The sequence below is a fragment of the Paenibacillus sp. FSL H8-0034 genome (assembly GCF_038000305.1).
Taxonomy (GTDB): Bacteria; Bacillota; Bacilli; order Paenibacillales; family NBRC-103111; genus Paenibacillus_S.
In genome coordinates, this window is record NZ_JBBOBS010000001.1 from 8,172,948 (window position 1) to 8,195,772 (window position 22,825).

The 22,825-nt window shown below is 46.5% G+C and carries 17 protein-coding genes; 2 read left to right on the plus strand and 15 right to left on the minus strand.

What is annotated here, in order from left to right:
* Positions 1 to 40: 40 nt before the first annotated feature.
* The 7 genes from NST47_RS36440 to NST47_RS36470 form a co-directional block, all read right to left on the minus strand.
* The gene (locus tag NST47_RS36440) at positions 41 to 1,681 is read right to left on the minus strand and encodes an extracellular solute-binding protein (RefSeq protein ID WP_341159462.1); all 1,641 of its coding nucleotides are present in this window, start codon (positions 1,679 to 1,681) and stop codon (positions 41 to 43) included.
* A 52-nt stretch (positions 1,682 to 1,733) separates the two neighbouring features.
* Positions 1,734 to 2,609 (minus strand): carbohydrate ABC transporter permease, encoded by an 876-nt coding sequence (locus NST47_RS36445; RefSeq protein WP_076230435.1) that lies wholly within the window; start codon positions 2,607 to 2,609, stop codon positions 1,734 to 1,736.
* Between the two features lie 21 nt (positions 2,610 to 2,630).
* Positions 2,631 to 3,578: an ABC transporter permease gene (locus NST47_RS36450; protein ID WP_341159463.1), complete on the minus strand. Its 948-nt coding sequence runs from the start codon at positions 3,576 to 3,578 to the stop codon at positions 2,631 to 2,633.
* 30 nt (positions 3,579 to 3,608) lie between these two features.
* Positions 3,609 to 4,406 (minus strand): polysaccharide deacetylase family protein, encoded by a 798-nt coding sequence (locus NST47_RS36455; RefSeq protein WP_341159464.1) that lies wholly within the window; start codon positions 4,404 to 4,406, stop codon positions 3,609 to 3,611.
* A 249-nt stretch (positions 4,407 to 4,655) separates the two neighbouring features.
* The gene (locus tag NST47_RS36460; protein WP_341159465.1) at positions 4,656 to 6,944 is read right to left on the minus strand and encodes a helix-turn-helix domain-containing protein; all 2,289 of its coding nucleotides are present in this window, start codon (positions 6,942 to 6,944) and stop codon (positions 4,656 to 4,658) included.
* A gap of 173 nt (positions 6,945 to 7,117) precedes the next feature.
* Complete coding sequence (locus NST47_RS36465) at positions 7,118 to 7,606, minus strand: YhcH/YjgK/YiaL family protein (RefSeq protein ID WP_341159466.1); 489 nt, start codon at positions 7,604 to 7,606, stop codon at positions 7,118 to 7,120.
* Positions 7,607 to 7,681: 75 nt separating this feature from the next.
* Positions 7,682 to 8,428 (minus strand): RraA family protein, encoded by a 747-nt coding sequence (locus tag NST47_RS36470; RefSeq protein ID WP_076230440.1) that lies wholly within the window; start codon positions 8,426 to 8,428, stop codon positions 7,682 to 7,684.
* Between the two features lie 148 nt (positions 8,429 to 8,576).
* Here NST47_RS36470 and NST47_RS36475 point away from each other — a divergent pair, with 148 nt between their 5' ends.
* Positions 8,577 to 9,470, plus strand: a complete 894-nt coding sequence (locus NST47_RS36475) for a helix-turn-helix transcriptional regulator (protein ID WP_341159467.1) — start codon at positions 8,577 to 8,579, stop codon at positions 9,468 to 9,470.
* A 235-nt stretch (positions 9,471 to 9,705) separates the two neighbouring features.
* Here the strand turns inward: NST47_RS36475 and NST47_RS36480 are convergent, their stop codons facing one another.
* Positions 9,706 to 12,720 (minus strand): glycoside hydrolase family 2 TIM barrel-domain containing protein, encoded by a 3,015-nt coding sequence (locus tag NST47_RS36480; RefSeq protein WP_341159468.1) that lies wholly within the window; start codon positions 12,718 to 12,720, stop codon positions 9,706 to 9,708.
* Between the two features lie 306 nt (positions 12,721 to 13,026).
* Between NST47_RS36480 and NST47_RS36485 the strand changes: the two genes are divergently transcribed.
* Positions 13,027 to 13,689, plus strand: coding sequence for a hypothetical protein (locus NST47_RS36485; protein ID WP_341159469.1), 663 nt, complete (start codon positions 13,027 to 13,029; stop codon positions 13,687 to 13,689).
* A gap of 90 nt (positions 13,690 to 13,779) precedes the next feature.
* On the opposite strand, the gene NST47_RS36490 is transcribed toward NST47_RS36485, so the two are convergent.
* From NST47_RS36490 to NST47_RS36520, 7 genes are all read right to left on the minus strand, one after another.
* Entirely contained in the window at positions 13,780 to 17,379 is a 3,600-nt protein-coding gene (locus NST47_RS36490) for an Npt1/Npt2 family nucleotide transporter (protein WP_341159470.1), read from the minus strand.
* Between the two features lie 120 nt (positions 17,380 to 17,499).
* A complete protein-coding gene (locus NST47_RS36495) occupies positions 17,500 to 18,747 on the minus strand; it encodes a sn-glycerol-1-phosphate dehydrogenase (RefSeq protein WP_341159471.1) in 1,248 nt (415 codons plus the stop codon).
* Between the two features lie 246 nt (positions 18,748 to 18,993).
* A complete protein-coding gene (locus tag NST47_RS36500; RefSeq protein ID WP_341159472.1) occupies positions 18,994 to 19,731 on the minus strand; it encodes a GGDEF domain-containing protein in 738 nt (245 codons plus the stop codon).
* A gap of 112 nt (positions 19,732 to 19,843) precedes the next feature.
* A complete protein-coding gene (locus NST47_RS36505) occupies positions 19,844 to 20,704 on the minus strand; it encodes a polysaccharide deacetylase family protein (RefSeq protein ID WP_341159473.1) in 861 nt (286 codons plus the stop codon).
* Positions 20,697 to 21,362 (minus strand): class I SAM-dependent methyltransferase, encoded by a 666-nt coding sequence (locus tag NST47_RS36510; RefSeq protein ID WP_076230447.1) that lies wholly within the window; start codon positions 21,360 to 21,362, stop codon positions 20,697 to 20,699. The genes NST47_RS36505 and NST47_RS36510 overlap by 8 nt, the downstream gene beginning before the upstream one ends.
* A gap of 92 nt (positions 21,363 to 21,454) precedes the next feature.
* A complete protein-coding gene (locus NST47_RS36515) occupies positions 21,455 to 22,468 on the minus strand; it encodes a GNAT family N-acetyltransferase (RefSeq protein ID WP_341159474.1) in 1,014 nt (337 codons plus the stop codon).
* 36 nt (positions 22,469 to 22,504) lie between these two features.
* Positions 22,505 to 22,822 (minus strand): hypothetical protein, encoded by a 318-nt coding sequence (locus tag NST47_RS36520; RefSeq protein ID WP_076230449.1) that lies wholly within the window; start codon positions 22,820 to 22,822, stop codon positions 22,505 to 22,507.
* Positions 22,823 to 22,825: the final 3 nt, after the last annotated feature.

The window sequence follows — 22,825 nt, forward strand, 5'->3', positions numbered from 1 at the left end:
CCGTAGGGTTGATTATTGTTCTTGTATAATGGGTTGTTCATTAATTAAAACTCAGTACAAATTCATAATAGTCTTTGGTAAGGAACGCCTTTGTTTTATTGTCCTGGTACCATTTGGCGTACCATTCCTCGATTTTTTTGCCATTGTTGGTCTCCCATGCTTTTTTGGCATCGTCCAATGCCTTATCCAGGGAGGAGGAGTTTCCGGAGAGGATATACTTCGTCCAAATATCGCTTAATGTTTTGGTCAGGTTGTTATTCGATATTTGCAGCTCACCCGGTAAGGCTGGCATATGCTCGGGATGCGTAAGATCGGGCATTGGACGCTTAGGGTCCAAATATAGCTCGTATGCTTGTTTAATATGATTATAGCCGTCTTTTTCAATGGGATCATTGATGTTTAAATTGGACTGTACTTGGCCGCAGGAGCCTTCAAGAATCGGTGAAAAGAGCATTGTATAGGATGGCGTGTATTTAATCTTGGGCGCTGTCTTGTCCTTGTCGATAAAGGCCTGGCAGCCGTTGGCGCCTTCCTTCCAGTCCTCACCCTTTAGCCCGTACTTTATTGTCTGGCCGGTTTCCTTCATCGCCATAAAATCAACGTATTTCATGACCGCTTCTGCATTTTTGGATTCGGCGTTAATCATGCCAGTGATTTGTACAGGATTAGCCAATATGGGGCTAAACTGCCCAAATTCGCTTGCCGGCAGCGCAATAACGGTTACTTCCGCCTTGGAGTCAGCCTTCTTTAAAGCCTTATACGTATCAAAATCCGAAGTATTGCCGCTTGTGCTTCCCCACATCCCAATTTTACCGGCAATGATACCTTCTGCATCCAGACCCATATAGCCCGAGCCTTTTTTCGTTAAATAATCCTTGTCGATAAGTCCTTGATCGTACAATTGTTTTTTGAATGCGGCTGCTGCCTTGGCCCGGTCCCAATTGCGAACGAGCTGATCTTTCTCTAATGTCCAACCTACATTCCCGAACATACTGTCAAGGATCGCCTGAGAACGACCGCCCATATCATAAGCAATTGTATCCTTTTTGCCGTTCCCATCCAGGTCATTATCGCGAAATGCTGTTAATACGCGAAGCAGCTCATCAGTTGTTTGCGGCACAGGAAGATTCAGCTTATTTAACCAGTCTGTTCGGATCATGAGAACATTTTGCGGCCTGAGTCCATTGATTCGGCCAAATCCATACATCTTCCCGTCCGGCATCGTAGCCACTTTTTTCAGCGCAGGGTATTTCTGCAAAAGTGCCTTATACGTCGTACTGTACTTCTCAATGAGCTCATCAACAGGCATGATCAGCTTCTGATCATAGATTCGATTGCGAAAGTTCGCGTCGAATTCCTGAATGAGGTCAGGCGCAGAGCCAGAGGCAAACAACGTATTGAATTTCTGGACTGATTCCGTCCGCGGTATAGAGATCACTTTGATCTTGGCCGGACCGTTCTGGGACATCCAGTCGACCCAACGATTTTTCTCAATCGTTCCCTCATCGGGAGGCGTACTTCCATTCTCATATGCGGAAATCGTAATTTCTGGTTTGGCGGCTGCTCCGCCTGATGATGCCTTGTCCGATGGTGAATTCGAGCACCCTCCAATAGCCAGTGCCAAGACGCACCCGCCGACTCCTAGAAGCTTGATCATTTGCTTTCTTTGTATAAATAACATATTTAGACCTCCTGTTTGGTTGGTAGTTTAATGTGAAATCCACGTTCTGGGCTTAACCCTTCACAGCACCGATTAAAACTCCCTTAACAAAATATTTTTGCAGAAAAGGGTACGCAATGATCATAGGCATCAGCATCACCATCATACCTGCCGATTTGATCGACTCGGGAGTCAGCAGTACCATGTCCTGCTCCTGCAAATTTTGCAATTCATTCATCATGTTGGACTGGGCAACCATTTGCTGAATAAGCACAGAGAGATTGTACTTGCTCGAGTCCTGAATATAGATCAAAACATTCATGAAGGAATTCCAATGACTAACCCCATAAAATAAAGCCATGGTCGCCAGGACAGGTGTAGAAAGCGGAAGAATGATTTGGACCGCCAAGCGCCATTCTCCACAGCCATCCATGCGTGCCGCATCCACCAGCTCCTCAGGAATATTTTCAAAAAAAGACTTCATTATCAGCATATTGTAAGCACTAACTAATCCAGGAAGCCAAAGTGACCAATAAGAATTCAAGATGCCCAACGATTTAATTAATAAATAGGAGGGGATAAGACCGCCTGAGAAAAGCATCGTGAAAATAATAAGCAGCGTCATCGGACGGCGGCCGATAAAATTACTTCTCGACAGCGGATAAGCCGCCAGCACCGTGAAGATCATATTGAACGCAACCCCAACGAACGTAATAATCAGACTGTTCATAAAGGCTTCGGGAACACGTGTCCCCTTGAGCAGAGCCGCGTAGGAGCTTAACGTGAACTCTACAGGCAGGAAAGTTACCTTTCCTGCTAGTATCGCATGGTTGCTGCTTAAAGAAAGCGATAAAATATTAAACAATGGTAATAAAGCGCTTAGAGCCGCCAAGCCTAACAGAATCGCGTTGACCTGGTAAAATAATTTCTCGCCCCACGTAGGTTTCATAGCTGCCTCCCCAACCCCTGATCAAAATAATCCACGGTCAAATTTTCGCGCCAAAGCATTTGTAGACAACACCAGGATCAAGCCAATGACGGACTCGAACAAGCCCAGCGCTGCTGTTATACTGAATTGCCCGCCTTGCAGGCCAACCCGATAAATATAAGTTGAAAACACATCCGCCACATCGGAAACAGCAGCATTCGACAGCATATACACCTTGTCAAAACCCACATCGATCAGTTTGCCCATATGCAGGATTAACAGGATGATAATGGTTCCACGTATGCCAGGCAGCGTAATATGCCAAATTTGTTTCCATTTGCTGGCGCCGTCCATGGCAGCCGATTCATACAAATGGGGATCAATAGCCGATAATGCAGCCAAATAAATAATCGCGGAAAAACCGGCTTCCTGCCAAATTGCGGAACCAAAATAGATCATGAGCCAGGAATACACCTGATACAGGAACGGATAAGCTTCCGTTTGCCCAAATACCGTCTTCAATACTTCATTCACGATCCCGTTTGACGCAAAAACCGTAACAATAATACCGGTAACGATCACCATCGATATAAAATGCGGCAAATAGACGAGAGTTTGCACCAGCTTTTTGTACCAAAGCCGACGCAGCTCGTTTAAGAGAACAGCCAGCATAATGGGAAAAGGAAAACCGATTACAAATCCCAGAATACTGAGCAATAGCGTGTTGCGAAAGATTCGAAAAAATTCCGGGCTCCTCCACAGCATCTCAAAATACGTTAAGCCTGCCCATGGACTGTGCAGCATCCCTTGGCGTAAATTGTAGTTCTCAAAAGCGATGATAATGCCGCCCATCGGTGCATATTTAAAAATAATGAAGTAGAGCAGCACGGGTACAAACATGCACCAAAGCGGAATGTTGGATTTCCATAAACGTGTTTTTCTAAATCTGGCTAGTGATTGCAGCTTGGTTATACTGGATTCCGTTCTCACGGGTTTCCCTCCTTCTTACATGATTACACCTTACAGGTGTACCGTCTGACCGCCAGGAATCACGAAAGCCTCCCCTTCTACGCTGGCCCATACTGCAGTTGCTGACGGGTTATGAATGATACGCCCGGATACCGAGCATTGAAGCTGTTGAAGCGCATGCAGATAAGCAATAATTTCAATGTTCGTAGCATACCAGATATCCGCTCGCCCACCTGCGAGCTCCCCGAATTGTTCAACAAGCTCCCAATTATCGTCACGATCGTACTCATAGCTGTGGCCCCATATATAAAGAAGGCTCATTCGGGAATGCCTTGGTTCATACAGGATGAATTTCTCCCCATACTCCAGCATCTGCTTATGGTGGCAGGTCGGATTCCACAGCAGCGGGTTGGAAGGCAGACTGAATCCCCCATTGCCCCCGGTTGTCCGTGCGTAGTCCATGCCAAGGGCGGACAATAGCTGGACCACTTGCTCATTATAGCTGCCGAAGGGATAACTCATCCCTCTAACCGGGTGGCCCACCAGTTCCTCCAATGCAGAGCGGTCCTCCATAATCTCCATAATCAATCGCTCCTGCGGGATCAAATCAAGAAAAGGATGGCTTGCCGTATGGACAGATACCTCGTGTCCCTGATACAAAGATTGAATCTCTTCACTATGAATATAGCCCGGCCTTCCCAGCAAACCGGAGTTCAAATGAAAAGCACCTTTGAGACCATACCGGTTCATAAGCTCAACTAGTCGACGATCCTGTTCTCTTCCATCATCGTAGCTTAAGGTTAATGCCTTCGATTTCCCTCCATAAAATCGGTCGTATTTAATATTCATCCCTATTCCTCCTGGACATCATCCCGTTTGGTGTAATCACCATATAATGATCGGACCCATGAGACAATATCCATCTTTTTTCTCGATAACAGCGATACAAACAGGCTTTGTTCCTGTCTTCCGAAGGCATACATGCAGCCTACTTCCGATGAACAAAGCCTGATTAACATTCCTTTACTGGATAAACCGCATTGGATATATGGACAATGAGAGGCGTCAAGAGAATACTCACAGGATTAATTACACTTTTCAGGCTTCAGCCGATAGCCTTCTATATTCACCGGGGGTGAGCCCCGTTGTTTTTTTGAATACTCGAATAAAAGACATCGTGTATGTGTATCCAACCTGAACCGAAATGTCCTGTACAGCTTCTTGCGTATCCTTCAACAGCTGCTTCGCCTTTTCCATTCTGCTCACGACTATGTAATCGGTCACATTCATTCCGATCTCTTCTTTAAACGTCCGGCTTAAATAACTGGAATTGATTTGAAAAACTTCACTGAGCCTGGCAAGGGTCAAGTCTGGGTCTATATATTCCTTATCTATATGTTCCTTGATTCTATGCATTAAGGCTGTGTGTGACTTCTCATCCTTATGTTGTTTAATATCCTCGTAAGCTTCATTCAATTCACTGCAATAAAACTGCGATAGCTCTATTTCAGTTTCATGCGTATCCAACCCCTCGTTTAACCGCAATAATCGTTTTTTCCAAATGGCTCTAAGCTCTGAAGAGACCTCGCTCATCTCCCGATCCATCGAAAATAACAGGAGCTGCAAAATGTGCTGTACATTCTCTTTGGCAGCATGGGCTTCTGTCGTCTGGTTGACAAAATCGAGCAGCTTCCTGGGCCATTCAGTGTCCCCTTGGCGAAAGGACTGCGCAATCATTTTCAAAACCTTTGGCTGCACAATCAGTTCCTCTTCCGTTTCAGGAAGATCATGGAACCGGATTACCCGGTTTCTGCCGAATTTGAACTTCATTTTGATTGCTGCCAAAGCGCGCTCGTAGGAACCCGAAACCTCGCCCATGCTCTTGGCAGGCGAACCTATGCCAATGGTAACCGTAAAATCCAAATTGTCCTGAACCCATTGGGACAGCTTCCGAGATGTAGCCTCTACCTGCGAGGCCGACTCCCGCGATGGAAATAAAACGGCAAGTTGATGCCCCTCCACCCATTCTGCCCAGACTTGAATGCCATGCTCCTGAGAAACCTCATAACAGACATTTTCGACCACAAATCGTAATAAATACTGATCATGCTTATTATATAGCTCCACAAAATGCTCATAAGCATCAATTTCGACGACGATAACACAGGCTTGGCCCTGCTCCTCCAGCATATTTTTCACAATCTCATCGTTGCGGTCTACAAAACTCCCTTCAAGTAAATCCAGAAGCAGCTTTCGTTGACGCAGCTTCACATGTTCTTCTACGTGCCGTTGTTGATAGTCAAATCGATCAATGAGGTGGTCTAAAGCATGCTCAATATAATCAAACTCGCCCCGCTTGTCGCTGCCGAGCAGCTGCAGGCTTTTTTCGGATTTATATTTCTCCAAGCGGCCCATCAAAGCTTCAACAGGCTTATAATTTCTTCGGGTAATCAAATATATCCAGTAGGCCCCTGCTGCGATGGCAGCAATCCAGAACGCAAAGTAACCATAATAAATCGCAGAGCTAAAACCATAGACCTCGGAATTATTAATGGAGCTGTGCAGGCTCCATCCCGTATAGCTAGATCTGATGGTAAAGGAATGTGTTTGATTCGCCAGTCGATCCTCCTGGGGCAGAGCTGCATCACGAACCGACGCGATCGTAGTATTATTTTTATCTACAAAGTCCAACAAGCTGTAGCTGGAATTAGCCATTTGATCAATCATCGATTGAATAGCATAAGGGCGGACATTCACAACAATCAGTCCAAGCTCACCCGAGATCGTCGGCACCTTGCTGGTCAACGTCAACACCTTACGTGATATGGTTTCATTGGTCACTACATTGGTTTCCGTAACCTCTCGTAAATCCGACCACTTCGATTGCTGTTGGTTTTGCAGCAGCTTCGCCAAAAAATCCTTGTCCTGGAACTGCTCGATGGCTATTCTCTCATCTCTAGTCAGCACAATCTGATCGCGAAATCGATATAAATATAAGGAATCTATCAAGGGTGTGGCATGAATAATGTTACGGATTCGGTCACTCATTTCCAGGGAATCCAGATATTTATCCGTCTCCTTCGACAAGTCAAAAAATTTATCAAAAGCTACATTGTTGAGAATTTCCTTTAATATTAAATGATCGATAGACCGCAATGCATCATCTATGTTTTTCAGCATTTGGGTAGTTGCCACTTCGTTTACCCGCTTCGCTTCATTGCCAATAGTTAAACGAACACCCACAAAAGAAATAATGACGATGATCGAGGTAGCAATAAAAAACACTGGCAAATAGGAAAGAAGCAGCTGATAGTACCACTTCTTTCTAATCCTTTCTTCCTTTCCTTGCATGAACCTGTTCTTATTCGTTGTGCTTCGAATATTCACAATCCAATAACACTTCCTTTCGACGGCAAAAAGGAAGCCTCTTGTGGCTTCCCGCTCCCTATATCCCCATAATGGGGCTCCAAGCTGATGGGCGCTGCTTTATTATATCACGAACGAGACAGCGGTTATTCCTATCGAAAACGGCCCTATAGCACGATAGAATCGAAGCTTCTTCATCCTTGCTGCAAACCGAGTAGGGATTTATTAATTTTAATCACGACCTTTTTCAATTTAATCCCACCCAACCTTCCACAAACCGGACGGTGAAGATCATTCGGGAAATACACGACAAACATGCCAGGGGTCAAAGCAATCTCGTTCTCGCCAGCAACCTCGTCGTATAATTCGTAATCCTTGGATTCCAATTCATTTTCTACGGACCTATTGCCGCGCGATTGTCTGCCTACAACCTGCAGCTCTTCACCACCGCCAATTAAATATTGAACATCTATATATTTGGCGTGATGCTCTGATTTACGCTCCGCTCGTATAACCGTGACGGGTGCTTGCACCATGGCGTACATATCATCCCCCTGGATCGGATAAGTCCCAACCTCAGCATTGTCCAGATCCGTCTCAATTAAATACTGAATCGCCTTTTGTAAAGCTGGATGATATGCGTGCTTTTCTTCTTCCCAATGCTCAAGGTCACCCCAGATCATCTTCTTCACCTCTTTTCTAATTTAGGAGCCACCGAAATGATCTCAATCCTATAATCAGCTGCTCCTTATTTAAGATTACCATTCGCCCTTTCCACCGAACCTTGCTTTCATATTGACGCCAAACTCGCGACCCGCTTCATCGATTGCCAGCAAAAGCTCCTCTGTCGATTTACCAGCAGCATGACGAGCGGCAGGAATAACCGTGTTGCATTCATTACTGTCCATATATAAGGAGGCTTCAAGCAGCCTGGATTCATCCTCCTCAGGAATGGTGAGAAAACCATGTTTGTCCGCGTGAATCAATTGCCCCGGCTTTACCTTCGTACCGAATACCTCCACTTCGATTCCCCAACGTACCGGCGTACTGTAGGCATGGCTTACACACATTTGACGAGCGACGGCTTTAAAACCAGCATTGGCCATTTCATCCACATCCCTGATAGCTCCATCAGTAATCGTACCTATACAACCCAATGACCTGTGAATATTACTGTTCACTTCTCCCCAGAAAGCGCCAATGACATTAGGCTTATCCAGATCCTGCACCACTACGATCTTCGGACCGGGAATACCGGCCACATATTGACGATATTCACTCCATGCATTCGGATTCTGGATCGGATGATCCGGATTGCTTGGTTGAAATTGCACGGTAACGGCATAACCAACCATAGGCCCCATTTGTGGCATAAAATCTCTTGTCGCTTCCATATTGAATCCGCGAGTGATATCGTGTTTCGTAATAGCCTCCCAACCGTTATATATAGTCGGGGTATTCCAGCGCTTCAGCTTCAACAATTCGGAATGTGCTAATCGTACCATTGCTTACACCCTTTCAATCATTGTAAGTACATGTTCATCTTATCGCTTTCTTCAGAGTAAATTGATCATATTTCAAGCTAAAATGATCATTTCTAAAGAAATTCTTTTCATTTATAATAGAGGGTATCATGCAACAAGGGGGCTCTACATGTATCCTCAATACCTGATTGAATATCCCAACATGAACACCAGCTTCCCTTTTTACATCAAAAGAAAAAAGCACACACTTGTTCCGCCACATCGCCACGATTTTATTGAGTTAACCTTAATTATGGACGGAAAAGGAAAGGAACTCATCAATGGGTTAACGCATTCCATGACACCTGGCACGATGGTGCTGCTGCTGCCGTATCAAATTCATCAAATCGAGGCCGATCCTTTAAGTCCTTTGGATATGTACATTTGTAATTTTGACATGAAGCTGCTAACGGAGGGGGCTGAACCAGAGCAGGTATTATGGGACTTGATCTATGGAGGAGACAGCCAACAATCCAGCTTCGTTCAATTCGATTCTTCCATACTTGGGGATATTCAATCGATATTTGCGAAAATGCTGCAAGAATATCAGGTTGATGATTATGGTAAACATATGATCATCAAAGCAAAATTGCTTGAAGCGTTAACCTATTATGCAAGGAATATGAGATCCCACACACATAAATCAGCTCAATTAGTAGGCTCAGCACCTGTTCGAACCAAACCCATTTGGCAAATGATTAGATACCTGCACGAGCATTATCTGGAATCCGTTACGTTATCTGTATTAGCTGATGAATTTCATCTTCATCCGACCTATATTAGTGAGCTATTCTCTGACTATTATGGTATTCGTTTTCTGGAATTCCTTCAGGAACTGCGGATTCGTCATGCTTGCAGTTTGCTGCTCTCATCGGATATGCCGCTTTCCGAGGTAGCGATGGAGTCCGGGTTCGATGCCTATTCGACATTTAACCGAACATTTCGCAAGCTAAAAGGATGTTCTCCCCGGGCGTACAGGAGCAAACAAGCCGGTCATAGTCTCTGTCATTCCCAGATTCCATGAGAAACTAGCACATATTCAAACTTCGGTGCGTTGGTGCTGATTATGCTGCTTCTGGCGACTCCGTGTCAGACATCTTGATTCAAACGGTAGCAATGGACGGGAAAAGCAAACAGGCAGCTCAAGGGTTAAACCCCTGGGCTGCCTGTTTGCTTAAGGAATACAACTTTAATTCGTGTTTATCAGATCACTTATTCACATTTTATCCACAATTTATCCACACATATCCACAATTCGTTTATTCGTCCTCTTTAAACAAGGGCATAATCGTCAGACTAAATTCAAATTCCTTCTCATCCAAACGATACTGCTTCAGAAGCTCGGGTCCGCAGGAATTGGAGCCAACACCACTCATCTTGTAATCCAGATGGACAATCGTTTCTTTACGCTTCTTAAGCTCATGCGCATGTGTGGCAATCGCCAAATCCTCTGGTGTAAAGTGCGCTGCATTCAAGGAAAACTCACCGCCGCGGCTGGAGAATTTCAGACCCATACCCTGCTCATTGGATACAATGGCCCATTCGATTCCATAACGTGAGCCGTTTTCCTGGGGCATCACGTAATTCTGGTGCATCTCGTCGACTGTCAGCAGGTATTTACCCTTCTTCACGCTTTGCCGCTTGTCCGAATAGCTTTCATGCGGACCAAAACCGAAATATTCGACTTCCTCCGTTCCTTGCGGCATCGTCAGCTGCAGACCAAACCGTGGCAGGAAGGGCAAATTTTCTCTTACCTTTACTTTCGTCTGCAATGAGATGGCTCCAGTGCCATCTACAGTCCAATGCGCGGTACCGTGCAGCAGCGGCAGCTTGATATAACCTCCCAGCGAATACTGTACGGAGATCTCTACAGAATTACCCGTCTGCTTAACGACTTCGGAGCTGTATACGTGCATCTTGACCCGATCATAGCCTTCCTTCATCCACTCGTGTTTAATATTCCGGTCATTATCGATCGGAGCCCGCCAGATGTTAAAGGCGAACGGTGCCTGCAGCATCTCTACACCCTGTTTCGTTACACTTACAAAGGTACCATCATACAAATCAAAGCTGTGCCGGAAATCAAAACCGTCTATCACGAGGGTATGACCCTGCTGATCTACACGAATCGCAGGAATTTCCCGTTTGCTGCTCTCTTCAACGACTGCAGCTACCGGAAGCTCAAACTGTTCGAATGTAAGCTCATAGCCTGCTTCTGCCCAACGGTAATCCTGCTTTGACCTGACCGACAATGTCAGGAAATAGCGGCTGGACGAAGCCTTCGGCAGTGTATAAGGAACAACCGCAGTTTGCGTAGTATGAGGAGCCGCTTCGATACTTGCAAGCTCACCCTGCTGCACGGTGTGCCCGTCTTTCTCAACCTTCCAATAGATCGTAACCTGCGACAAGTCGATAAAATCATACAAATTGGTAATCGCGATCGTACCTTTGTGTAAATCCTGCGCCTCGATGCGGACAGGAGCAATAACCTTTTTCAATTCAAGCAGCCCGATGTGCGGCTTCCTGTCCGGACTTACCAGTCCGTCGATGCAGAAGTTCCCGTCATGGGGCTTCTCCCCAAAATCGCCTCCGTATGCATAGAAAGGAACACCGTCCGCCGTTTCGGTTTTGATCCCGTGATCATTCCATTCCCATACGCAGCCACCCATTAACAGCGGATATTTATAGATGACATCCCAGTAATTTTTCAAATCTCCAGGTCCATTACCCATAGCATGGCTGTACTCGCACAGGAACATCGGTTTTGTGCTGGCTGGGTCCAATGCATAAATTTCAATGTCTGTAGTGGACGTATACATCCGGCCTTCCAAATCGATATATTCCTTGTCCTTACTACCGTTGTATCGGGGATCTACACCTTCATAATGAACCGGTCTGGACGTATCCCTCTCCTTGGCCCACTTCCCCATCGCCATATGATTCTTATCGTAGCCAGCCTCGTTGCCCAATGACCAGATGACAACCGCAGGCTGGTTTTTATCCCGTTCGACCAACCGCTCGATCCGATCTACAAATGCTGCTTCCCACTCCGGGTTTTTCGTCAGCATATGGTAATCACCGGCATTATGCACACCGTGACATTCCAGATCCGCTTCATCCACGACATAAAACCCGTATTCGTTGCACAGCTCCAAAAACCGCGGATCGTTAGGATAATGCGAGGTTCGGACGGTATTCACGTTATGCCGTTTCATCAGGTCCAGATCCTTGATCATGTGATTCAGCGGAATCGTCTGGCCAAGCTCTGGATGAGAATCGTGGCGGTTAACGCCTTTAAGCTTAACGGCTGCTCCATTGATCTTGAACACACCGTCGATGATTTCCACCTTGCGGAATCCTACGGAAAACCGCAGCACCTCGTCCCCGCCATGAATATACAGCTGGTACAAATAAGGTGTTTCCGCATTCCACAGCTCTGGAGCGGTAATCTCAATCTCTACACTGCCCTTGCCATCTATAAGCGCTTTGCCTTCGCCTACAAGATATCCCTGGGCGTTCTTTAATTCGGCCTTAACTTCAAGCGGTCCTGTGCTTACCAGCTCACTTCGTAAAACGGCTTTGCCGAAGTCATCCGATAGCTCCTGCTTATTGAACACATCGCGGATATGTGCGCGGTCCCGTGCAAGCAAATACACATCACGGAAAATCCCCGAAAATCTCCACAAATCCTGATCCTCGATATACGTACCATCGCACCATTTTAGTACCATCACGGCGATCCGGTTTTTGCCGCTTGTCAGGTACGGAGCCAGATTAAATTCCGCAGGGATTCTGCTGCCTTGGCTGTAGCCGACAAACTTGCCGTTCACCCACAGGTAAAAACACGAGTTCACCCCTTCGAACACCACATACCCATCTTTATCGTTCCAGGATTCCGATACGTTGAAATCCCGTACATACAGTCCTGCCGGATTTTCATTAGGCACATGAGGTGGATCACAAGGGATTACGTAATTGACATTGCTGTATTGCAGCTGATCGTAACCGTTGGTTTGCCAGCAGGAAGGTACGAGCAGGTCATCCCAGCCGCTAACATCGGCCGAGGTCTCGTAGAATCCATCCTCCACATATTTAACGCTGGTATGATATTTAAATTTCCAGCCGCCATTTAAAGTTTGGTAAAAAGGGGAACGCCCTCTCTTTTGCGACAAAGCTGCTTGCTCATCCTGATATGGAATATAGTAGGCCCGCGAAGGTTCCCTGTTCACCTGCAGAACGTTCAGATCCTCCCAATACTTGTTCAAATGAATCATCACTATCGCTCCTTGTACATAGTAGTCGTATTATTTTCAGTTATAACTTATTCACAGATGGATTTCCATCAGAACATTTGAAGCCCGATATAACGATTTGAAGATACTAGTGATTACACTTCGTATCGAACAATCGCTGATCCTCAGCTGTCCGCAGCCCACCTCATGAAGTAAAACCGCATAAATAAAATGGCTCACGGTGGTGCTGCGCTTACACTACATTTTAAGTTGGCATTCAGACTCCATTAAGTCTCCATTCAGTTTATTGTTCTATAATTTGGTATTAAAGGAGATGGTGGTGTAGAGATGAAAACAACAAAAATGATAGCAGCATGTGCATTAACAGCCCTACTATTAAGCGGATGTGGTACGAATACGGCAGCACCAAGTGCCTCTAGTTCGGTAAGTGCAGCGCCAGCGGCAAGTACAACAAGTCCGGCAGCAGATCAAGCCAAGCCACAAAATGGCGCACCTGGATCAGCAGCCAATTCGAACCAGCGTACGATGATGATGACGTTCCAATCCCTCATTATGATGGATAAATCCACTGGTCTTGCCATTACGAAGGATCAGGCTGCCAAAATGCTGCCGGTTGTTCAGGAAGCCGTGACCAAAAGCGAGCTGAGCACAGATGCGCAAACCAATCTGTTGGCGCCACTAACTGCCGACCAGAAAAAGTTCATTGAAGAAGCTCAAGCCAAGAGCAAGCAAAGAGTTAATGGACAAGGCGGAGCAAATGGCGGACAAGCTGGTCAGCCTCCACAAGGTGATCAAGCCGGTGGACAAGCAGGAGCCGGTCAAGGGCAGGACGGGCAGCGTAAACAGGGGGGACAGCGTCCTCAGGGCGATGCAGCTAATAAAGAGGGAGCCAATCCCTCAGGCAATGCAAATGGGCAAGGCGGGCAGCGTCCTCAAGGCGGCAATATCGGACAACAGCTCGTGGAGCTGCTGCAAGCCAAAACCAAATAAAATGGAGTGGTAAGCAAAAGAACCTTCATGTCCACGGATTGATTGTGTGGAATGAAGGTTTTTTTATCGCATTTTGATCAAAGCTTTAAACTACACCATACCTTTAATTCGTTCTGCCAGCACACGCATCATGCTGCGCAGCACTTCGATATTTTGAAAGCAAAAGGCAAAAACCTGATCCTGCTGCAGCTCCAGCAGCACGGTAGCACCAGTTGATGTACAATCGGCCGAACGCGGACCGCTGTCAATAACCGCCATCTCTCCAAAGCAATCTCCTTGACCGAGCATCGCAAACGTTTCATTTCCATTATGGACGCGGACGTTTCCTTCAATAATCCCGTACATCGTGTCTCCAAATTCCCCGGTTTTGCAGATCACTTCACCGGGGCCATAGGTGACTTCTTCAACGATCTGGGCAAGCCGGATGAAGTCATCTTGATTGAGATGGGCGAATAAATTGATTTTCTGCAAAACCAGAATACGCCGCAATATGATCGCATCCTTGGACTGATCCGCAGTATCGGGAGATGATACTGTGCTCACCGCTGCAATCTCCTGAACAGTGTTCTGATCACTGGCTTCCTGCTCGCCCCGTTCCAGCTTGGTTCGCAGCCTGCGTGAAAGCAGCTTCATCATTTCAATCGCAATACTCGTACGATCGAACATCATTTCATACAATGCTGTAGAATCCAGCTCCCACAGCTCAATATCGGTTTCTGCCCGTATCGTTGCCGTCCGCAGCCCTTGAGTCAGAACAGCCATTTCTCCAAAGCAGTCGCCAGACTTCAAACCGCTTACCTGCTGGCCATTCACATATACACCTGCTTGACCACTGTGAATGATGAATAAAGAATCACCCGGGTCGCCCTCACGAATGATATCCATTCCTTGTACCCGACTAAGCTTCTGTAATCGAGGTGCTATCGCCGAGAGATCGCGAGCTACCAAACCGTGGAATAAGGTGACATTGTGTAAAAGTCGGACACGTTCGATCTGATCGGCAAGGCTTTCAGAGGATAGTTGTTGCTCTTCTGCGTTTGCATGCTCCTCGATAAAAGCATGTGCCCTGCTGGAATGGCTCTGCATGGTCATATAACGAATCCAGTGACGAAGCCACGGATCTCCTTGCTCATACAGCCAAATCAAAGAATCTTCATTTAACTTTTCAGGTGAAGCTGTACCTGTTAACGTACGTGGAGTCGACATCATTCTGGCCAGCTCAGTACGCAGGTTCCCTTGCAGCATCTGATCCATCACTTCGGTCGAATTCGCCTGCTGTCTGCTATCGCCCGACAACCAGCTGGCTAACACCGCTTGTACGGTCTTGGCATCAATGATCAAGGATAATAGTTGGAAAATACGCCTGCATACCGAAAGACGCGTCTGCTCAATGATCAGCGGCATTTCGGAGCGATCCTCTACTCCAAATATACGTGCCCCATGTACGGCAAATTTCCAGTAAAGCTGAATTTCCCCAAGAATAAGCTCTTCAACCTGCTTCTCATCGACCCGCCAATGGTCCTTGTTCATTCTCTGCAGGGCTTCCAGAATTTTGTCACGCAGTTCAAAGCGAGCGGATCCGTAAAGCGACATCAGCCTATCAAATGACTGCTGGGTACCGATTCGTTCGTACACCTGCGGCAAATACAGAGCGGCATGCTCATCCAGGTAAGGCTCAAGCAGCGGCAGTATTTGCTTTTCCTCATAAGCAGCTAATGCAGCAACCGCATAACGCCGGGTCTCACTGCTATCCAGTAGAGGAACAATATAAGGAACCAGCTCCAATACCTGAAGCGCAGCCGCAGACTGCAGAGCACCGATACGTACCTGTGGGGAGGCATCCTGAAGCAAGGCAAGCAGCGGCTTATAGAAGCTGGCAATCCCGATTTGGCCAAACAATGCCGCCATCGCCATCCGTTCTTCCTCATGGATACTTTCCAGCAGCTGCTTCAGTGTACCTACCGCGCGGAACATGCCTTCAACCCCATAATATTTGACAAGTCCTGCAATTGCTGCCGCTCTCATGCGGACTTCCGGTTTCTCCAGATAGCTTGTAATTTCATCGATATATTCATCCTTCGCATATGCAGCCAGCGCTATTAAAGCTCTCGCTCGTACCTGCTGGTCCCCTTCGACTAGCAGCTGCTGCAGCACAGGCTCCAGCCCATCCGGTGCCACTCGCTCTACATAGACCAATGCCTCGGAACAAACCTCGGCAGCAGGATGCTGCAGCAGTGCAGGGAGAAACGGCTTCATGTCAAACGAATCCAGCTCATTTAATAGACGGAGTGCATAAAGCACCTGCTGCTTATCGGGACTCGATAAAGCATTAACCAGCAGCAAGCGGCTTGACGGGTCCATCATATTGAGCTCTGCCTTCTCCAGATCATCATGGCCCGTTTGCAGGGTGGACAGCAGTGTCTTCAAATAAGCACCCTTTACCTTGATCGCAGCCGCGATGCAGATAGCCAGCAGCACCAGAATGATATAGCTAAGCTGCTGTGGGGCAAACAGCCGGGAGACGACAAGCAAACACAAAGCAGCCAGACCCTTCGCTCCATTACGCACAATACCGTCCAGAAAACCTTTTGCCTTCCCGCGCCATTCCGGTGAAATCGGGAACATAATCAGCTGACTGACGGATGAATAAATCGTATCCCCAATGACCTTATCACTACCCTTAACAGCTACAGCCATTGCCAGCACAGGCATCAGCAGCACACCAAAGCTGCCCATAAACAAGGCAATCGGAAACACCAGCAGCGCCGTCATCACACCAAAACGGGTTAACACCCTACCCGATACGAACAACTGAACGAATAAAGCCAACAGTCCCGAATATCCATAAAAGCTGCCCATAAATCCGGCCAAGGCTTCATTTTGCAGCGTCTCTTTCAAAATAACCTTGAATTGATAATCGATTAAGGTAAGCGACAGCACCAGCGCCGCCGACATGATCGCCACGTATTTCAAATGAGGCACGTTCTGAAACAGGCTTGATTTGGCTTCAACCTTTTTCCTTGCTGCTGGTGGCCGTTTCCTCGTAGAGGTGTCGTTTGAAAAGAGCTCTTTGGGCGCAGACAGCATTCGTAGAATTTGCACGACTGCTATCAGACAGAGCAGCTGCAGCCCGGCATAAAAATAAATTAAATTCGCTGTGCCGACAGCCGGTACCAGTGCCTTCAAGCCAAAACCGCTTAAAATTCCACCCATAATACCGCCGCTCCCGACCCAGCCAATCATCCGTTTAACCTTACGCTGATCGAGCACCGAGGTAGCGAACTGCCAGAAGCAGACGATCATCAAAAAGTTAAACACATCATACACGACATAAATAACAGGAAACACCCAACGCATTTCCGTACCTACACCAAGCCTCGAAACAAGCACGAGAAACGAAATCAACGGGATCAACCCGAGAATCAAACGATCCAGTCGAAACCTGCTGCTGTACCGCTGGAATATAAAACCCATCAGGATCATCGCCGCCGCCTGGGGCAAATACATTGTCGACAAGTAAGAAGCATCAAAGCGGCTGAGAAACAAGGTGTCTGCTGCAGTTCGACCCATGGTGGAGGCCGAAACTACGCAGAACAAATAACCGAACAGCCAGAACACCTTGACGTACTCCTCCCGATCTTCTGCAAATCGGTTAATCGTATTTTTAAGGGAAAGGCTCGAAATTTGCATGGCTTTGGGTTACATCTCCATTTCCAAGAATTGTCTTCCTGCGCAGAGTCAGACGCTTGTGAACTCATCAGCTTCAGCATAGCGGCTGACCCCTTTATTTCTTGGATGCCCTGCAACATTTTATTTAGAGATTACCGAATGGTCACGTAAAATTTCATTATACGCTCTGAGTAATGTAAACCGGTTCATTCTTATGTGGTGAGCCTCTTGCAGACTTCTCGCTAACAGCTCCGAGTCTACTCCAAGCTGTTCCGGCGTCGTCGGACCGCCCACCTTGCGAAGCATCTCACGCAGTGCTTGACCCTCCGGAATTCGGCCAATTTCCTCCTGAATTACCGGCCAATGGCTGATTATCGCTGATTGTCTAGCTGTGGTCGATTCATCAGCAGCTTCCTTTAGCTCCATGAATGCGATTTTCGGGGATACGTCACTCTCCGCCAGCTGATGATACAAAGTAGCGATTTGCACACAAGCTACACCTACCTTGGCCCCATGCAGCAGCTGCCGCTTGCCAAGTCGAATATACTCCATTTCCCAATAATGGGATAGATGATGTTCGGCTCCTGAAGCCGGGTGAGATTGACCTAAGATCATCATCGCAATGCCGGATTCAATCAATGCCTCGATTAAAGTTTGGATCCCATCTTCACCACGCTCGGCTATACTGTCCAGATGATCCACACATTTTTGGAGAGCGTTACGGGTGAGATTCGCTACAAGCTGTGAGTAGGGTTCTCCGGCTACAAGGCTGCCAAATTTCCAATCGAATAACGAGGTGTACTTACCGAGCATATCGCCAAATCCGGCAGCTACCATCGCCGCAGGAGCTTTTACCAAAATATCCAGATCGGCAAAAATCGCATCAGGACCGATAGCTGCAATCGTTTTCTTTTCTCCACGAATTATAATTGGCGCACCCTTGGAATTAAATCCGTCGACAGAAGGCGCTGTAGGCACGGATATAAAAGGAATACCTGCCGTGTAAGCGGAATAGCGAGAAATATCGTGTAGGGTCCCTGACCCTGCGGCCACCACGACCTGTGCCGAATACTGCTGCAAATCCATAATTAGTTGAATCAGGGAAACCTCATCAGCGATTACATCGCCTTGTTCATTAGGTTGGATTATTGTCAGCTTTGTGGAGATGCCTTTGTCCGCCAAGGACGCCTCCAATGCTTTCCCGGCGATTTCGTACGTATTGGCATCAGCGACTATTGAAACCCTCTGATAGGATTGTTCGGTTAAGAAGCCTGCTACCTGATTAAGAGCACCTGATTGTACAATAATCGGATATTGATCCTCAGGCTTAACTCCTTCTTCCCCCAATTGTGCTGCAACCTGGTTGACTCTTGTCCATATATCGGTCATATTCTTGTCATCCTCTCATTACCCTGCATGGTTATATTGTCGATCTCTTGATGTTACCTAAAAATATACTCTGCTTTGCTATCGTTTTCAAGACAACACTTCCGGTCACTTTCCACTAAATGGGCTTTATTAAACTTAAATGAGCTTATATGAGCTTAAATTTTTTTAAAAAAGAGCACCAATCGCAGCCGATTCGCGCTCTGTACATGATGAATTTTTTTTGAATAATACATACATCATTTATCGTTACAAATGCCTTTTATCGGAAAGCGGCGGAAACAGACTGACCTTGTTACGACCCAGCTCCTTCGACAAATACAAAGCGTCATCCGCACATACCAGTAAATCCTCGCTGCTCATACCAGGTGCATATTCTACCGCGCCAATGGATACCGTAATGCCTACCGACTCTCCAGCCAGCAGCCAGAAGCGGCTTTCCGCGACCTTTTCACGAATATTTTGTGCAACGCTCTCCGCCTGCAGCAGCCCGATATTATTCAATAAAATGGAAAATTCTTCACCGCCGCTGCGGCAAACAAAATCATCAGGTCCTGTCTGCTCAGTCAAAATGTTGGCAACGGACTTCAGTACCTCGTCCCCTGATAAATGGCCATAGGTATCATTAATGTTTTTAAAATAATCGATATCCAGCAGCAGCAGTACAAAAGGGAGCCCTTTGGACATCCATGCCGGTATGCATTCACCCAGCTTACGCACGTTGTACAGGCCCGTCAAATAATCCGTTTCGGACTGCTGCTTCAGCCTGTGATTTTGATTCGTCAGGCTTTGCCCTTGAATATCGCTAATCCGGGACAGCTTCAATGCCGTTCTGAGCAGCTTGTCATAGTGGTCAATTAACAGTGAGTATCTCTGCATCAAGGCCTCTTGGCTTGCTGGTGGTTCTATTAAATCGTTTCTAGCTTCCTGAAGGATCGTGAACTCACCAGAAAACAATCTCACGTACGAGTGTCGATTTGGCTGCATGTGCTTCTCTCCCTGCATATATCTTGAAGATTCCCATCTCCAAAAATTCGACGATTATCCGGGATATCCTGCACAGCAGAACCTTATCCTCCTACGCCGCCTTGACTCAAGCTTACACATCCAGCTTATAGTTGCTCTTGAGATGCTCGGAAATGGACGTAAAGTTAAAGCTTCTTAATATATCTTCCAGCTTATTCTGGGTCCGGCCTACACTGTAATAGTGGATAAAATTTTCCTTGAACGGCAGGTCCAGCTTCTGTTCATACGCATCAATTTCTCTCGGGTGCAAATATACAATCGAGCTGTGACCTCGACGATTCGCGGAGCGAATTGCATTTTTAATCAGAAGCCTTGGGAAAAATCGGAAATAAAACCCACCCGAGTACCCGATATTTTTACCGCCCAGCTTCATGACTGACATTGGAACCTCATACAAATCAATTTCCCTGCCGTTTACCCGCGGCTTATGAATCTCGGTAGGCGCTGTTGGAATCCCGTAAAGAAAGGTTTTTACAGGAAAAATACTGGCATCGTATTTCATGCCCATTTCTTCGAGCACTTCCAAATAATGCAGATTGTCTTCCACAATAGACCATGAAGGAGCCCGGTAGCCAAGAACCTTGGTACCCGTCAAATTTTCCAGGATATCTACCGACTTTTTCACGTCGTCCCTGAACTCATCAATCGTCTGTTTGTAGGCGAGCTCATGCGCATAACCATGCGAGGCCACATCATGTCCTTCACGCGCTATCGCTTTGACCACATCCGGGTAGTCCTCACCAATGCAGCCTAATACAAAAAAAGTCGCCTTACAGTCCGTTTCGCGGCATATTCGCAGCAGCGTATCCATGTGTGCCCTGAAATTCGAGCCTCTACTGCGGTCAGGCGCTGCAATACTATCGTAGTTGGCATGAAACCATTCCTCAATATCGAAGGTGAGCATATTGGTCGCATGTTGCTTGTCCTTAGTCACTTTTCTTTCTCCCTTTTATCGCAAACGAAGTGCAGAACGTACCTGACAAAGCCCCTTGTCCGCTGCTCTTGGTTACAAATTTGAAAGGATGGTAAATTTTCATAAATTCAATCTGCTCAAAGCCATGCTGCATAAATACGTTCTTCAGCTCGTCCATCGCATACATCCGGTCAAATTTATTGCTGCGTTCAAACAGCTTCAATAGCTTACGCTGTATCGAGCCGCGGTTTAAGGTTTCTATGAGAAGCGTTCCGCCTGGCTTGGTCACTCTGGCCAGCTCTTTAATGACGGACACATATTGTTCGATCAGTTGGATAACGCCAATGCATAAAACTACATCAAACTTGCCCTTTTCAAAAGGAAGTGCCGTCAAATCCTCCGACATCGTGATCAGACCTCTGCCTGCCGCGAATTCAAGACTTTTTACTGAAAAGTCAACACCATACACGGTATTGTTAGCGACCAGTGGCTCACTAAAAGCACCTACGCCGCAGCCCGCATCCAATACGGTCTTACCCTTTAATTCGCCAAGCCAGCGCAAGGTATTGTCTCTCTGCATGAAAAAGCTTTCTTCATTAAAATAGTCGGAAGATTTGACAGAAGCTCCATGTGTTTCGGCTTTCTTGTCAAAGTACTGCTTCCAATTGGAATTGCTCATTGTCTGATATCCTCCGATTAAATAAACAATTAGTATATATAATAGTTTTCCTGCTAAAACTCTAGAAGCCCAATGAATAAGTCACCGGACTTCTAAGGCAACAAATATTTAATCAATTTCCTGCCGACCGTGTCGGTAATAAAAGCAGGCGTTACCTTCCACATTTCTACGAAAAAGCTGAGGCTTTGCTTATCTGGAGGTCCTGCTGCTTTGCCGCCTCCGTCATAAAGCAAGTATTTCAGCTGCTCTGGCTGTGCTCCCCATTGCTGCTTGTACTTGTAGGTTCCCGAGCCTGTCTGGGATCTGCCCAAATCGAGCTGCTGCAGACCGTTCCTGATTCCGAAGCGTACGGCCTCCCAGTACATAAAATTATTGAGGTATTTGTTATTATATTCGGATAAGTTCGCTCCATATGGATAATACAGCTTGGCATTTCCCGGACTCGTTAACAGCAGCATGCCGCCTACAACCTTGCCGGATTCATTATCGAGTACGGTTAACAGATGGGCATGCTCAGGTAAATATTCGAAAAAATATTTGAAAAATCGAATATCCTGAGCCGGAGAACCGAGCTGCTTCATCCTTCTTACATACACCTTATGAAAATCCTCGATATGCTTTTGATCAAACGAAACCGAAAACCAATTATTTTTATACACTTTGCGTACATGGTTGCGATTGCTTGCATTGGAAAGTGAAAGTACCTTGTCCTCATCCTCACACAGCGGCAGCACGAAGGTATGGTTATGCAGATTCAAGCTCCAGCCTGGGCTGTTTATGCTTTGATCCTTTAAGCGCAGATCGACATAGTCAAGCTTGTACTTCGCTTTTAATTCTATAATCGCATTCACAGCATACTGAAATGCCTCTTCGCTATCACAGGCAATGTCGGTGTAATTGACAAAAGGCAGCGATACACCGGCTTTCTTCCAGCCAAGATTACGCCCGATGATCAAGGGGATGATGGCGCAAATCCGGTTGTTCTCATCCAGGATCGCGTGATAGCCGCAGGTATACCCAAAAGATTGGATCAAGACTTGTCTCAATGCAATGGTATGGAAAATCGTACCCTTAGCTAACGCAAATTGGTCCCATTCGTCCTTCATTGCTTCGGTATATGCAACACATCTGAACATCCAAGCTTATCCTTTCACCCAAAAAAATACACCAATCAAAATAAACCCGCAGCCTGTCCATTTCATCATGCTGATCTGTTCGTTGAACACCCATATCGCTACAGCAACAAACAGTATATATTGTACACTCGATACGAAGGTTACATAGCTCAAATCAAATTGATTCAGGCAATAGATCCACAGAAAAGCGCCTATTGCATACAAAGCAAAGCCAGCTACAATCAATGGTGTTGTCATATAACCGAACAAAATCGCCCACAGCGAGCCTTCAAAGTTAACGGATCTGCTGCCGATTTTGAGCAATGTACTGGCCGCTACCGTCATGCT

Coding starts and splice junctions, on each gene's coding strand:
- NST47_RS36440 (WP_341159462.1), bottom strand. CDS start 1,681: ATGTTATTTATACAAAGAAAGCAAATGATCAAGCTTCTAGGAGTCGGC.
- NST47_RS36445 (WP_076230435.1), bottom strand. CDS start 2,609: ATGAAACCTACGTGGGGCGAGAAATTATTTTACCAGGTCAACGCGATT.
- NST47_RS36455 (WP_341159464.1), bottom strand. CDS start 4,406: ATGAATATTAAATACGACCGATTTTATGGAGGGAAATCGAAGGCATTA.
- NST47_RS36465 (WP_341159466.1), bottom strand. CDS start 7,606: ATGATCTGGGGTGACCTTGAGCATTGGGAAGAAGAAAAGCACGCATAT.
- NST47_RS36470 (WP_076230440.1), bottom strand. CDS start 8,428: ATGGTACGATTAGCACATTCCGAATTGTTGAAGCTGAAGCGCTGGAAT.
- NST47_RS36475 (WP_341159467.1), top strand. CDS start 8,577: ATGTATCCTCAATACCTGATTGAATATCCCAACATGAACACCAGCTTC.
- NST47_RS36480 (WP_341159468.1), bottom strand. CDS start 12,720: ATGATTCATTTGAACAAGTATTGGGAGGATCTGAACGTTCTGCAGGTG.
- NST47_RS36485 (WP_341159469.1), top strand. CDS start 13,027: ATGAAAACAACAAAAATGATAGCAGCATGTGCATTAACAGCCCTACTA.
- NST47_RS36490 (WP_341159470.1), bottom strand. CDS start 17,379: ATGCAAATTTCGAGCCTTTCCCTTAAAAATACGATTAACCGATTTGCA.
- NST47_RS36495 (WP_341159471.1), bottom strand. CDS start 18,747: ATGACCGATATATGGACAAGAGTCAACCAGGTTGCAGCACAATTGGGG.
- NST47_RS36500 (WP_341159472.1), bottom strand. CDS start 19,731: ATGCAGCCAAATCGACACTCGTACGTGAGATTGTTTTCTGGTGAGTTC.
- NST47_RS36510 (WP_076230447.1), bottom strand. CDS start 21,362: ATGAGCAATTCCAATTGGAAGCAGTACTTTGACAAGAAAGCCGAAACA.
- NST47_RS36515 (WP_341159474.1), bottom strand. CDS start 22,468: ATGAAGGACGAATGGGACCAATTTGCGTTAGCTAAGGGTACGATTTTC.
- NST47_RS36520 (WP_076230449.1), bottom strand. CDS start 22,822: ATGACGGTAGCGGCCAGTACATTGCTCAAAATCGGCAGCAGATCCGTT.